This is a genomic window from Kribbella flavida DSM 17836, assembly GCF_000024345.1.
Lineage (GTDB): Bacteria > Actinomycetota > Actinomycetes > Propionibacteriales > Kribbellaceae > Kribbella > Kribbella flavida.
In genome coordinates, this window is sequence record NC_013729.1 from 4,710,716 (window position 1) to 4,724,218 (window position 13,503).

Consider the following 13,503-nt stretch of genomic DNA (forward strand, 5'->3'; position numbering starts at 1 on the left):
GGATTCTGCCTCAGCAGGGGGCCACGCCGACCCGCGCACGCTGGTCAGCCCGTGACGAGCTGGCCGACGGCGTGCTCGACCGCCGACAGCGCCTTGTCCGCGCCGGCCGGGTCCGTGCCGCCGCCCTGGGCCACGTCGTCCTTGCCGCCGCCCCGGCCGCCGAGCTGCTCGGCCGCGACCCGGACCAGATCTCCGGCCTTCAGCCGCCACTCGCGGGCGGTGTCGTTCAGCGCCACCACGACGGCCGGCTTGCCGTCGTTCACGCCGACCAGCGCGACCACGGCCGGCTTGTCGGCCGGCATCCGGCCCCGGACGTCCAGCGCCAGCTTGCGCAGGTCGCCGCCGTTCACGCCGTCCGGCGCCCGGTGCCCGACGTACGCGACACCGAAGACGTCCTTCGGGCTCGCCGCCAGCTCGCCGGCCGCGGCCATCACCTGGCTCGCGCGGACCTTCTCCAGCTCCTTCTCGGCCGCCCGCAGCCGCTCGGCCAGGTCCGCGACCTTGGCCGGCAGCTCCTCCGGCCGGGTCTTCAGGTTCTCGCTGAGCAGCCGCACCAGCGACCGCTCACGGCCCAGGAAGCGCAGCGCCTCCAGGCCGACGAAGGCCTCGAGCCGCCGGACCCCGGCACCGACCGAGGACTCGCTCGTCACGGTCAGCGCGCCGACCTGCGAGGAGTGCTTGACGTGGGTGCCACCGCAGAGCTCGCGCGACCACGGGCCGCCGATCTCGACCACCCGGACCTGCTCGTCGTAGGTCTCGCCGAACAGCGCCAGCGCACCCCACTCCCGGGCCTCGGGCAGCGTCATGTACTGCGCGGAGACCGGCAGGTCCTGGCGAACGGCGAGGTTCGCGACCTCCTCGATCTCGCTGCGGGTCGCCTGGTCCAGCGCCGACGACCAGGCGAAGTCGAGCCGCAGGTAGCCGGGCTTGTTGTACGAACCGCTCTGCAGCGCCGTCGGGCCGAGCACCTGGCGCAGCGCCGCGTGCACGACGTGGGTGCCGGAGTGCGCCTGACAGGCCTCGACCCGCCACTCGTGGTCGACCTGCGCGTGCACGTCCAGCCCGGGCTGGACGACACCCTCGAGCACCTTCACCTTGTGCACGATCAGGCCCTTGACCGGCCGCTGCACGTCGAGCACCTGCAGCTTGACGCCGTCGGCCACGATCAGGCCCTCGTCGGCGATCTGGCCACCGGACTCGGCGTAGAACGGGGTCTTCTCCAGCACGACCTCGACGGTCTCGCCCGGCTCGGCCGCCTGGGCGACCGCGCCTTCGCGCAGGACGCCGCGGATCTGGGAGTCGGTGGCGAGCTCGGTGTAGCCGGTGAACTCGGTGATGCCCTTCTCCCGCAGCTCGCGGTACCCGGAGGTGTCGGCGTGGCCGAGCTTCTTGGCCCGCGCGTCGGCCTTCGCCCGCTCGCGCTGCTCGGTCATCAGCGACCGGAAGCCCTCGGTGTCCACCTGCAGGCCCTGCTCGGCGGCCATCTCGACGGTCAGGTCGATCGGGAAGCCGTAGGTGTCGTGCAGCTGGAACGCCTGCGCGCCGGCCAGCCGCGCCCCGCCCTCGGCCTTCACGTTCTTCACCGCGACGTCGAAGATGCTCGTACCGGCCGTGAGGGTCCGCCGGAACGCGTCCTCCTCGGCGTACGCGATCTGGCTGATCCGGCCGAAGTCGGTCTCCAGCTCGGGGTAGGACTTCTTCATCTGCTCCAGGCTGGTCGGCAGCAGCTCCACCAGGCTGGGGTCCTCGTAGCCGAGCAGGCGCATCGAGCGGACCGCGCGGCGCAGCAGCCGGCGCAGCACGTAGCCGCCCTGCTCGTTGCCCGGGGTGACGCCGTCGCCGATCAGCATCAGCGCGCTGCGGACGTGGTCCGCGACCACCCGGAACCGGACGTCGTCGACGTGGTCCACGCCGTACTTGCGGCCGCTCAGCTCGGCGGCGCGCTCGATCACCGGGAAGATCTCGTCGATCTCGTACATGTTGTCGACGCCCTGCAGCAGGTACGCGACCCGCTCCAGGCCGAGGCCGGTGTCGATGTTCTTGTTCGGCAGCTCGCCGAGGATCGGGTAACCCTCCTTGCCGCCGCCCTCGCCCCGCACGTTCTGCATGAAGACCAGGTTCCAGAACTCCAGGTAGCGGTCGCCCGCCTCCCAGTCCCGGTCGGCGCCGAACTCCGGGCCGCGGTCGATCAGGATCTCCGAGCACGGGCCGCACGGGCCGGGCACGCCCATCGACCAGAAGTTGTCCTTCATGCCCAGCCGGACGATCCGGTCGTCGGGCAGCCCGGCGACCCGCTTCCAGATGTCGATCGCCTCGTCGTCCTCGTAGTACACCGAGGCGTAGAGCACCGACTCGTCGAAGCCGTAGCCGCCCTCGCTCTGCGGCTTGGTGACCAGGTCCCAGGCGTACTCGATCGCCTGGTCCTTGAAGTAGTCGCCGAACGAGAAGTTGCCGTTCATCTGGAAGAACGTGCCGTGCCGGGTGGTCTTGCCGACCTCCTCGATGTCGAGGGTCCGGACACACTTCTGCACGCTGGTCGCGCGCGGGTACGGCGGGGTCTGCTGGCCGACGAAGTACGGGACGAACTGGGCCATGCCGGCCACGTTGAACAGCAGGTTCGGGTCCGGCGACGGCAGCGGTGCGCTCGGGACCACCGTGTGACCGCGGTCCTCGAAGTACTGCAGGAACCGCCGCCTGATCTCACTGGTTTCCATGGGTGTTACCGGTAGTCCTCACGATCGTCTGATGCTGTGTCGATACCGAGCGCGTCACGCAGCTCGGTCTCCCGTTCGGCCATCCCGGCCCGGACCTCGTCGCCGAAGTGCCGGATCGCGGCGGCCACCTTGTCGGCCGAGGCCTGCAGGCTCTCCGGGGCCAGCTGCTGGGCCCGCTTCTTCAGCCGGGTCACCGCGTAGACCCCGGCGAGCGTGCCGATCACGAACCACAGGATCCGCTTGATCACAGGTCACCCCGCCGGCCGGCCTTGCGCTCGGCCTTCATCTCGTCCTTCACCCGGCGCGACACGTCGCGGCGCTGGCTGTCGCCGAGGGCCTTGCGGACGCCGTACGTGAACGCGGCCGCCTTGACCAGCGGGCCACCGGCGGTCGCCGCGAACAGCGACGCCAGCGCGGCGGCGTTGGTGGTCACCGTGGTGGCGTTGTCGGTGATGGTGTCGACCTTGGCCAGCTGCGCGTTCGTCGTCGCGACGGTCTCGGTGACCTCGCCGAGCAACGGCACGCTGGAGTCGGAGACGCCCTTCACCATGATCCGGGTCTCGTCGAGCACCTTGCCCAGCTTCAGGATCGGATAGGCCAGCAGGCCCACCAGGATGAGCAGTGCGCAAGCTGCTATCAGCCCCGCGACTTCACCGACGCTCATGGAAAACGATCCACCTTCCGTTGCGACCACGTGGACCGCCCGACCTTATCGCGCGGTACCAGCGCACCACGCTCCAGGACACCATCCCCCAGATCACAGTCACTCACCAACTCCTGGACCGGGCGGGCTCTACCCTGCCGGGGTGGCGATCGAGTACAGCCTGTTCCTGGCGAGCGCCGGCGGCGCCGCCGGCGTCCGGCGGGTCGTCGCGGCGTCGGCGCCCGAGGTTGACTGGGACGCCGAACGGGTCACCGCGTACCGGAGCCCGACCGGGCTGCGGGTCACCGTGATGGACCGGACGTGGTCCGATCGGGTGGTCGAAACGCCCACGGTGCAGGTGGGCTTCCGGCTGGACAAGTTCGCCGACCCGGACCCGCAGTACGACGAGGTGGTCCGGTTGACCGTGGCGATCCTGGCCGCCGATCCAGGAGACGCGGTGCTGCAGCAGGACCACGAGATCTGCTGGTTGCTGCGCCGCGGAGACTCCTGGATCGCCCACTCCGGTGGCTCCCTGTGGTCGGCGCACCGGTTGAGCCTGCTGCCCGTCGTACCGCAGCGGCGGCCGATGCCCTACCCGGACTAGGCCGCAGCCAGCCGACGGCGCAGGCGCGTCAGCGGTCGCGCAGGATCTTGCGGATGGCGTCGACCCGGTCGGCGTACGCGGCCTCGCCTCCGCGCCGGGTCGGACGGTAGTAGTCGGTGCGGTCGACGACGTCGGGCGCGTACTGCTGCGGGACCACGCCGCGCGGGTCGTTGTGCGAGTACTGGTACGTCGCACCGTGGCCGATCTTCTTCGCGCCGGCGTAGTGGGCGTCGCGCAGGTGCGGCGGCACCGGGCCCACCTTGCCGGCCTTCACGTCGGCGATGGCGGCGTCGATCGCGGTGATCACGGCGTTCGACTTCGGCGCCAGCGCGAGCGCGACGACGGCCTGGGCCAGGTTGATCCGGGCCTCGGGCATGCCGATCAGCTGCACCGCGTCGGCCGCGGCGACCGCGACACCCAGCGCGGTCGGGTCGCCCATGCCGATGTCCTCACTCGCGGAGATCACCAGTCGGCGGGCGATGAAGCGCGGGTCCTCGCCGGCTTCGACCATCCGGGCCAGGTAGTGCATGGCGGCGTCGACGTCGGAGCCCCGGATCGACTTGATCAGCGCGGAGGCGACGTCGTAGTGCTGGTCGCCGGCCCGGTCGTACCGCACGGCTGCGCGGTCGACGGCTGTCTCCAGCGTCTTGAGGTCGATCAGGATCGGCTCGTGCCCCGGCTCCTCAGCAGCGTCCTCGTCCTCGGGTGCTTTGTCTTTGGGTGCTTTGTCTTTGGGTGCCCGGTCCTGGGGCGCCTTGTCTTTGGGTGCTGCTTTGGCCTTCGCGCCGCCGGCCGCGGCTTCGAGGTAGGTCAGCGCCCGGCGCGCGTCACCGCCGGCCATCCGCAGCAGGTGGTCCCTGGCGTCCGGCGCCACCGCGTACTCGCCGTTCAGACCCCGCTCATCGGCGAGTGCGCGATCCAGCAGTACGGCGATGTCGTCGTCGGTCAGCGACTCCAGCGTCAGCAGCAGCGACCGGGACAGCAGCGGGGAGATCACCGAGAAGAACGGATTTTCGGTGGTGGCGGCGACCAGCGTCACCCAGCGGTTCTCCACCCCCGGCAGCAACGCGTCCTGCTGCGCCTTCGTGAACCGGTGCACCTCGTCGATGAACAGCACCGTCTCCACCGAACCACCGGGCCGGGACAGCTCGCGCCGAGCCGCGTCGATCACCTGCCGGACGTCCTTCACTCCGGCCGTCACCGCGGACAGCTCGACGAACTTGCGGTTCGTCTGGTGCGACACCACGGCCGCGATCGTCGTCTTGCCCGTGCCCGGCGGCCCCCAGAGCAGCAGCGACATCGGCTGGTCCCCCTCGACCAGCCGCCGCAACGGCGACCCCGGCGCCAGCAGGTGCTGCTGTCCGACCAACTCGTCGAGACTCCGCGGCCGCATCCGCACCGCCAACGGCGCGGAGGTGTGGTCGGCGTCCGCCAGACTCCCGCCACCACGAGCAGGAGCGGGAGCACCGGGAAGATCGAACAAGCCTTCGGTCACTGGACGAGCCTAACCAACCCGGGTCAGGTGGCTGCCGCGAGCACGCTCGATCAACCGGCGTGAGCCCGTTCAACCGTCGCCGCGTCTCGTGAAGCTGCGCCTGCCTGGCGACGGCATCTGCACCCTGCCCGAAGCTCTCGCAGCCTCACGCCCTAGGCCGAACGTCGAGCCGGTGCGCGCGTGGTGGCGAGCAAGTCGTCCAGCAGCGAGCGGGTGTGCACGAGTTGGTCGATGTCGCCGGTGATCCGGCGGCGCTCTGCTTCGAGACGTTCGCGGCAGGCGTCCAGCAACAGGGTGTCGCCGGACAGGCAGGCCAGGATCTGGCCGATGAGGTCCATACCGAGGCCCGCCGCGAGCAGTCGCTGGATGTGCGAGACCGTGCGGACGTCCGCGTCGGTGAAGATCCGGTACCCGGCGGCGGTCCGGTCCGGCCGCAGGACGCCCTTCTCCTCGTAGTACCGCAGCGCCCGCACGCTGACGCCGGTCCGGTCCGCCAGCTCGCCGATCTTCATCCCGGTTCCTTCGCTGTTCGGCTTGACCCTCACGTCGACGTGAGAGTTTAGCGTGCCGGCATGGTCAGACTCGGCGTTCTCATGTTCTGCGTCTTCGGCATCACCACCGGTGAGTTCGTGGTGGCCGGAATCCTGCCCGCGGTCGCCACCGACCTCCAGGTCACGGTCGGCACCGCGGGACTCCTGGTCACGGCGTACGCCGTCGGCATGATCCTCGGCGGCCCGGTGCTCACCGCGCTGACCGCCGGGACCGACCGGAAACGGCTGATGCTCGCCCTCCTGGCCGTCGCGGTCGCCGGGAACGCGATCTCCGCCCTCGCTCCCGGGTTCTCCCTGCTGCTGGCCGCCCGGGTGGCCACCGCGCTGGTGACCTCGACCTTCTTCGCCCAGGCCATCGTGATCGCGGTCCGGTCCGCGCCGCCCGAGCGCGCCGCGACCATGGTCGCCCGATTGGCGTTCGGGATGAACCTGGCCATCATCCTCGGAGCGCCCATCGGCACTCAGATCGGCGGTCACTGGGGCTGGCGCGCGACGTTCGCCGCGATCGCAGTCGCCTGCCTGATCGGGTTCGGCTTGGTGCTCCTGCTGCTCACCACGCCGCCCGACGAGCACCGGAGGTCGGCGGTCTCGGAGTTGCGGGTCCTGCGCCGGCGGCCGGTCCTGATCGCCCTGGCCATCACAGCCGTCGGGAACGTCGGCGTGCTGATGGTCTTCAGCTATCTCGCCCCGCTGCTGACGAACCTGGGCGGACACCCCGCCACCCGGCTGCCGGTCCTGCTGCTCGCGTACGGCGTCGGCGCAACCATCGGCAACCTGCTCGGCGGCGCGCTCTACGACCGCAACCCACGCGTGAGCCAACCAGCCCTGCTCGGCGCACTCGCGGCCGCCCTGGTGGGGACCTGGTTCGTCGCCGGCTCCACCACTCTCACGGCGGTGGCAGTGGTCGTGATCGGTCTTCTCGCCTTCGCGATCATCCCCGGCATGCAGGCCCGCGTGATGACGACCGCCACCGAAGCCCCCACCCTGGCCGTCGCCGTCAACGCCTCCGGCTACCAACTGGCCGCCGCCTGCGCCGGCCTCTTCGGCGGTCTCATCGCCGACTCGACCGCGGGCCCCCGCCCCATCTACCTGACGGCCGCAGTCCTCACCACCTGCGCCCTACTCATCACCCTCGTGGCAACTCGCAGCCCTCGGACCACCGCGGCCACGCCAGTGGATCAGCCCGCCTGACAGTGGAGCCGTCGCGGCTTCGGACACGAACCCGCGTCCTTGAACAGGCTATGCCCTGTTCAAGGACCCGGCGTCGTGTCCGAGGTCAGCGGGCGGGGGCGGTCAGGGCCGGGGGTTCTTCTCGTCGTCTGCGTCGCGGAGTTCTTCCGGCAGCTCGTCGTCGTCCAGGTCGCGCAGTTCCTCCGGCAGCTCGTCCTCGGCCAGTTCGACCGGGGCGTCGTCCTCGACGGTGACCAGTTCGTCGCCCTTGACGGCGTTGCGGAGGCGGCCGAGGATGCGGTCGGCTTCGGTGCCGAACGGGTTGTCGTTGACCAGGTAGGTCCACGTCGCGGTCGGCCGCGGTACGCCGGAGGCTTCCTCGTCGAGGCCGGTCGCGCCGATCTCCGCGGTCGCGAACGTCTCGGCCGCGTCCTTCCACGCGTCGTCGATCAGCGGGTTGAACGACTCGATCGCCGACTTGTTGAACTCGTCGATCGGCTTCTGGTGCACGATGCCGCCGGCCAGCGAGCGCAGGTGAATGCCTTCGCGCAAGTCGGCGAGGTACGCAACGTGGTCGGTCCAGCGGCGGTCGAGGTGGCGCAGCGCGATCTGCCGGGCGGCATCCTTGACCGCGTCCTCGCCGTGCTGCTCGACCAGTTCCTCGTACCGCTCCTTGGCGGTCTCGGCCAGCTTCTCCGCGGCCAGGTCCTCGGTCAGCACCTTCTCGCGCACGTCGAGCAGGATGTCGCGCTGCTGCCCGGTGAGCCGGTGGTAGGACCAGGTCGTCCGGTGCAGCTCCGCGTTCGCGCCGTCGGCGACGCGCTGGGCGTGCTCGAGCATGCCGAGCGCCTTGCGGTCGGTCAGCCGGCCGTTCTCGTCCGGGGACGGGCGCAGGCCGGTGGTGATCGAGTACCGGGTGACCAGCTCGTCGGCCAGGCTGGCGAAGAACACCGAACCGCCCGGGTCGCCCTGCCGGCCGGCGCGGCCGCGGAGCTGGTCGTCGAGCCGGCGGGACGCGTGCAGGCCGGTGCCGATGACGTACAGGCCGCCCAGCTCGGCAGCGCGCTCGCGCCCGTTCGTGCCGTCGCGACCGCCCAGCCGGATGTCGGTGCCGCGGCCGGCCATCTGCGTCGAGACCGTCACCGTCTCCGGTACGCCGGCCTCGGCGACGATCGCCGCTTCCTCGGCGTCGTTCTTGGCGTTCAGTACGACGTGCGGTACGCCGGCGGCGTCGAGCTGCTCGCTGAGCTGCTCGGACTCCTCGACGCTCTGCGTGCCGATCAGCACCGGCCGGCCGGTCTCGTGCACCTGCTTGATGTGCTCGACCAGGGCCTTGTTCTTCTGCTCGACGGTCAGGTACAGCCGGTCGGGCTCGTCGATCCGGATGTTCGGCTTGTTCGGCGGCACGACGGCCACCTCGACGTTGTAGAACTCCTGCAGCTGCTCGCCGACCACGACCGCCGTACCGGTCATGCCGCACAGCGTCGGGTAGCGCATGATCAGCGCCTGCACGGTGATGCTGTCCAGCACCTCGCCGCTCTCGCTGACCGGCACGGCCTCCTTCGCCTCGACGGCGGCCTGCAGACCGTCGGGCCAGCGCTGCAGCTTCGCGATCCGGCCGCGGCTGTTGTTGATCAGGTGCACCTTGCCGTCGCGGACCAGGTAGTCGACGTCCTTGCGCAGCAGCACCTCGGCGTGCAGCGCGACGTTGACCTGGGTCATCTTCTCCAGGTTGGCGTCGTCGTACAGGTCGATGCCGCCGAGGTGCTCCTCGACGACGTCGGTGCCCTTGTCGGTCAGCGCGACGGTCCGGCCGTCGCCGTCGATCTCGTAGTCGACGCCCGCGCGCAGTGTGCGGACGAGCTGGACCACGTCGTCGTCGAGCTCCTCGGAGCGGGTCGCGCCGGCCAGCACCAGCGGCACCCGGGCCTCGTCGATCAGCACCGAGTCGGCCTCGTCGACCAGGGCCACGTCCGGCTTGGCCGACACCCGGTCCGCGACGTCGTCGACCAGCCGGTCGCGCAGGACGTCGAAGCCGACCTCGCTGACCGGCGCGTAGCAGACCTCCGTCTGGTACGCCGCGCGCCGCTGCTGCGGCGTGGAGGCCTGCCCGACGTGGCTCACGGTGACGCCGAGCAGCTCGTACAGCGGGCCCATCCACTCCGCGTCGCGCTGGGCCAGGTAGTCGTTGACCGCGAGCACGTGCACCTTGCGGCCGCCGATCGCGTAGCCGGCGGCGGCGAACGCGCCGGCCAGCGTCTTGCCCTCACCGGTGGCCATCTCGACGATCCGGCCGCGCAGCAGCGCCAGCGCACCGACGATCTGGCCGTCGAAGGCCCGCTCGCCGATCGCCCGGCGGCCGGCCTCGCGGGCCAGCGCCAGGAACTCGATCAGGTCGTCCTCGTCCAGGCCGCCGTCCTTGCGCATCTCGGTGACGACCTCGGTGAGCTCGTCGTCGCTGAGCGCCTGGACGGACTCCTCCGCCTCGCCGACCGCCGCGGTCAGCTTCTCGTACGGGCCGAGGTCGATCGAGCCGGGGCGCTGCAGGAGCCGGCGGAAGCGCGAGGTGAGTTTCGAAGCCATGGTCTCCGCAACGTACAACGTGCCCCGGTCGTTCCGTACCCCGACCCGCGTGTTACGCGGGCGCGGCGGCGCCGGGCGTGAACGTGTACGGCGTGGTGGTGGTGACCCCGTGCAGCCCGAGCTTCTGCAGGATCGGGCGGGAGTCCTGCGACGCGTCGACCCGCAGGTAGTCGTAGCCGCGCTCGCGGGCGATCCGGGCCCGGTGCACCAGCATCGCGGAGTACAGGCCGCGGCGGCGCCACTCGGGCAGTGTGCCGCCACCCCACAGGCTGGCGAAGCCGGTGCCGGGGTGGAACCGGATCCATCCCGACGTCAGCACCGGACCGTCCGGGCCGGACTGCTCCTCCTCGACGACGGTGACCACCAGCCGGTCCGGGAACATCCGGGCCTCGTCGGCCAGCTGCTGCTCGATCCGCTCGAGCCCGTTGTGCCACAGGGCGTCGGTCAGCACCGCGATCCGGTGGAAGTCGGCCCGCTCCTCGACGTCACGCAGCCGCACCCCGGACGGCAGCGCCAGCGGCCGCTCGAGGATCCGGTCCACCTCGCCGAGGATCAGCGTCTCGGGGTCCTCGGCGACGAAACCGTGCCGGACCAGCCGCTCGCCGAGATCGGCCGGCTCGTCGTAGGCGTAGGTCTTCCACTCGAACGCCAGGCCGCGGGCGGCGAAGAACTCGACCTGGGCCGCGATCACCGCGTCGGGGTCGTCTCCGAGACCGCGCGGCGTCTCGACGAACCCGCCGCCGCCCGGGCCCTCGGCGTACGAGCGGTGCACCAGACCGTCCAGCTCGACCTTCCAGCCGGGAATCGTGTCGGCGTCGGGCAGGCGGATCCGGCGATGGAACACGTCGAGCAGTTCGTCAGGGGTCATCTCCTCATCGTGCCGTGGCCGGCAACCGGTTTTGCGGTCGCCGCCGTCCCGACCGGCTCGGGATCGTTGCGGGAGGCAAGCTCCAGGCCGACCGCGCCGCAGCTGACCCACCGCGAGCTCAGCAACGTGTCCGGGTACCGCACCTTCCGCCAGGTCGCCTGGGCGGGCAGCTTCGAGGCCCAGACCACCAGCGGGCTGGGTGTTCGCGCCCGGCTGCCATTCAGCGTCCTCACCCTCGACGGCTCCGGCACGACCGGCCGCGCGGTGGTCGACGTCGCCCACCGCTGGTAACGGTCGGCACCTGCTCATGATCGAATGAGCGGGTGCAGATCCTCCCGTCGCCCACCGTCCGAGCTCTCCCGTGACGGCGGCGCCGGTGTCCTCGCCGCCGATGGCTACGCGCACCGCGGCGGCGGCGGTCTTCCTGTTGTTCGCGGTCAACGGTGCCCTGATCGGTGGCGTCGGGGGCGTCCTGCCCGCGCTGCGCGAGCGGCTCGACGTGAGCGCCTCCGGTCTGTCGCTGCTGCTGTTCTGCCTGGCCGCGTCCGCGGTGGTGTCGATGCAGGTGGGCGGCCGGCTGGCCGACCGGATCGGCGCCCGGCCGGTCGCCCTGGTCACGCTCAGCCTGCTGGCGCTCGGGGTCGGGCTGCTCTCGCTGGCCACGTCGTTGCCGTTGGCCATCGTCGCGATGGTGCTGGCCGGTCTCGGCAACGGCGCGATGGACGTGGCGATGAACTCGCTCGGCGTCGAGGTCGAGCAGGCCCGGCCGAAGCCGATCATGAGCCGGTTCCACGCGTTCTGGAGTCTGGGAAACCTGACCGCGGCCGCCACCATCGTGCTGATCGCCCGGCTGCTCGACCGTTCCGGCGGCGACAACGTGGGCCCGGCGCTGGGCACGCTGTTCTGCTTCGGCGTCGTCGGCATCCTGGTCGCGGTCCGGATCGTCCCGGTCGGCCGCCGGATCGAGCACCACGAGAACGGCGTCCGGTCCGCGATTCCCAAGCTGGCCTGGGCGCTGGGCCTGATGGCGTTCTGCTTCGGGCTGGCCGAGGGCACCGCGGTCGACTGGTCGTCGGTGCACGTCACCGACGTCGCCCGGATCGACCCGTCCACCGGCGCGCTCGGGCTGGTCGCGGTGAGCGCCTTCATGGTGATCATCCGGCTGCTCGGCGACCAGGCCGTCGCCCGGGTGGGCCGGCGCGCCGTCGTCCGGGTCGGCAGCGTCACCGCGATCGCCGGTTACCTGTTCACCGTCTTCGCCGAGCCGCTGCCGCTGCTGCTGGTCGGCTGGGCCCTGGTCGGCCTGGGCGTCGGTCTGGTCGCCCCGCAGGTGTACGCCGTGGCCGGCCACGTCGGCGGCGGCCGGATGCTCGCCATCGTCGTCACCTTCGGCTACGCCGCGTTCCTGATCGGCCCCGCGATCATCGGCCAGCTCGCCGAGCACTTCGGCATCCAGAACGCGATGATCCTGCCGCTCGCCCTGTCCGCCTGCCTGGTCGCCGTCTCGGTGGTCCTGCCGCGCGACGAGTGAATGTCTACTGACCAAGTAGTGATACAGCCGGTGATCGCGGCGTACCGCGTGTGATCGTTGCTCCATGCTTCCCAGACCCGTACGCCGTACGCTCGCCCTCGCCGTGACGCCCGTGCTCGCGGCTTCCGCCCTGGCCGCCCCCGCCGCGGCGGCCTCGACCAGCTCCGCCGATCTCGCCCTCGAGTGGTTCGACGTCACCGCCGGGACCGTCGCCGCCGCCGGAGCGCCGACCCAGGTGACCAACAACCGGACCTGGGCGATCGGCTGGCTCGCCGCCACCCGCGCCGTCCTCCGCACGCCGTCCACCCCACGCCCGGAGGACTACCGTGGCGCGGCGTTCGCCGGTGCGATCCACCAGACCCTGATCACCCTGGCCCCAGCCCGGAAGGCCGAGCTCGACGCGGCCCTGGCGACCTCGCTGGCTCGTCTCGCCGACGGTCCCTCCGAGTCCGACGGCCTCGCCGCCGGACGGCAGCAGGCCGCCACGGTGCTGGCCGATCGCGCCGACGACGGCCTGGACCCCGCCTCGGTCAACACCCCCTTCACCTCGTCGCCGGCCGGAGCCGGTGTCTGGCAGCCGACTCCCCCGTCGTACAGCCCTGCCACGCAGTCCGGGAACCGGCTGGCCAGGCCGTTCCTGCTGCGCCGGGCCGACCAGTTCCGGCCCGGGCCTCCGCCCGCGGTCGGGTCCGAGCGGTACCGCCGCGACCTGGCCGAGGTGAAGGCTGACGGATCGGCCGGCAGCACGACCCGGACCCCGGAACAGACCGCCACCGCGACGTTCTGGCTCGGCTCGTCGTACACGCTCTACACCGAACCGTTGCGGGTCGCGCTGGCCGCGACCACTGGCAGATCCCTTGCCGAGCGGGCGAAACTCGTCGCGCTGTTCCACGTCGCCGCGGTGGACACGCAGATCGCGACCTCGGACACGAAGTACGCGTACGTGAGCTGGCGGCCGGTGACCGCGCTGCGGGCGGCCGGCCACGCCGAGTGGAGGCCGCTGCACACCACACCCGCCCACCCCGACTACCCGAGCGGGCACAACACGTACTCCGGTTCGGCCGAACAGGTCCTGACCACGCTGGTCGGCGCCCGGACCGCCAAGCCGTACACGATCGGCAGCCCGACGGCACCAGGCGTGACCCGGACGTACAGCACCTGGCGTCAGCTCACCACTGAGAACGTCGACGCGCGGGTCTGGTCCGGGATCCACACCCGGACGGCCGACACGGCCGGCGTGACGCTGGGCCGTCAGGTCGCGGCCCACGCCGTCCGGGAGGCGTACCGGCTGTTCCGGTGACGGCCGCTCCGGCGGGAGGGTGGACCTCCCGCCGGAGCGCCACA

General features: G+C 71.4%; 12 protein-coding genes. 5 read left to right on the forward strand and 7 right to left on the reverse strand.

Annotated features, from left to right (window positions below):
- Positions 1-44: 44 nt before the first annotated feature.
- Genes alaS through KFLA_RS21710 form a run of 3 tightly spaced genes read right to left on the reverse strand, consistent with a single transcriptional unit; the run spans position 45 to position 3,378 of the window.
- The gene (gene alaS, locus KFLA_RS21700; protein ID WP_012921960.1) at positions 45-2,714 is read right to left on the reverse strand and encodes an alanine--tRNA ligase; all 2,670 of its coding nucleotides are present in this window, start codon (positions 2,712-2,714) and stop codon (positions 45-47) included.
- A 5-nt stretch (positions 2,715-2,719) separates the two neighbouring features.
- Positions 2,720-2,962, reverse strand: coding sequence for a DUF6167 family protein (locus tag KFLA_RS21705; RefSeq protein ID WP_012921961.1), 243 nt, complete (start codon positions 2,960-2,962; stop codon positions 2,720-2,722).
- Positions 2,959-3,378 carry a DUF948 domain-containing protein gene (locus tag KFLA_RS21710; RefSeq protein ID WP_012921962.1) on the reverse strand — a complete coding sequence of 140 codons (420 nt, stop codon included), beginning with the start codon at positions 3,376-3,378 and terminating at the stop codon, positions 2,959-2,961. The genes KFLA_RS21705 and KFLA_RS21710 overlap by 4 nt, the downstream gene beginning before the upstream one ends.
- Before the next feature lie 142 nt (positions 3,379-3,520).
- Here KFLA_RS21710 and KFLA_RS21715 point away from each other — a divergent pair, with 142 nt between their 5' ends.
- Positions 3,521-3,961, forward strand: coding sequence for a SitI3 family protein (locus KFLA_RS21715; protein ID WP_012921963.1), 441 nt, complete (start codon positions 3,521-3,523; stop codon positions 3,959-3,961).
- Between the two features lie 28 nt (positions 3,962-3,989).
- Here KFLA_RS21715 and KFLA_RS21720 read toward each other — a convergent pair whose 3' ends face one another.
- Entirely contained in the window at positions 3,990-5,456 is a 1,467-nt protein-coding gene (locus KFLA_RS21720) for a replication-associated recombination protein A (RefSeq protein ID WP_012921964.1), read from the reverse strand.
- Positions 5,457-5,608: 152 nt separating this feature from the next.
- Positions 5,609-5,968, reverse strand: coding sequence for a MerR family transcriptional regulator (locus KFLA_RS21725; protein WP_012921965.1), 360 nt, complete (start codon positions 5,966-5,968; stop codon positions 5,609-5,611).
- A 60-nt stretch (positions 5,969-6,028) separates the two neighbouring features.
- Between KFLA_RS21725 and KFLA_RS21730 the strand changes: the two genes are divergently transcribed.
- Positions 6,029-7,198, forward strand: a complete 1,170-nt coding sequence (locus KFLA_RS21730) for an MFS transporter (protein WP_012921966.1) — start codon at positions 6,029-6,031, stop codon at positions 7,196-7,198.
- Positions 7,199-7,300: 102 nt separating this feature from the next.
- Here the strand turns inward: KFLA_RS21730 and secA2 are convergent, their stop codons facing one another.
- Complete coding sequence (gene secA2, locus KFLA_RS21735; protein WP_012921967.1) at positions 7,301-9,760, reverse strand: accessory Sec system translocase SecA2; 2,460 nt, start codon at positions 9,758-9,760, stop codon at positions 7,301-7,303.
- A gap of 52 nt (positions 9,761-9,812) precedes the next feature.
- A complete protein-coding gene (locus KFLA_RS21740; protein WP_012921968.1) occupies positions 9,813-10,628 on the reverse strand; it encodes a GNAT family N-acetyltransferase in 816 nt (271 codons plus the stop codon).
- Here KFLA_RS21740 and KFLA_RS37540 point away from each other — a divergent pair.
- The 3 genes from KFLA_RS37540 (at position 10,596) to KFLA_RS39405 (ending at position 13,459) form a co-directional block, all read left to right on the forward strand.
- On the forward strand, positions 10,596-10,919 hold the full coding sequence (locus KFLA_RS37540) for an AMIN-like domain-containing (lipo)protein (RefSeq protein WP_148256694.1): 324 nt from the start codon (positions 10,596-10,598) through the stop codon (positions 10,917-10,919). The genes KFLA_RS21740 and KFLA_RS37540 overlap by 33 nt on opposite strands.
- Before the next feature lie 100 nt (positions 10,920-11,019).
- Positions 11,020-12,159, forward strand: a complete 1,140-nt coding sequence (locus tag KFLA_RS21750; RefSeq protein ID WP_012921969.1) for an MFS transporter — start codon at positions 11,020-11,022, stop codon at positions 12,157-12,159.
- A 64-nt stretch (positions 12,160-12,223) separates the two neighbouring features.
- On the forward strand, positions 12,224-13,459 hold the full coding sequence (locus tag KFLA_RS39405) for a vanadium-dependent haloperoxidase (RefSeq protein WP_012921970.1): 1,236 nt from the start codon (positions 12,224-12,226) through the stop codon (positions 13,457-13,459).
- The last annotated feature ends 44 nt before the right edge of the window (positions 13,460-13,503 follow it).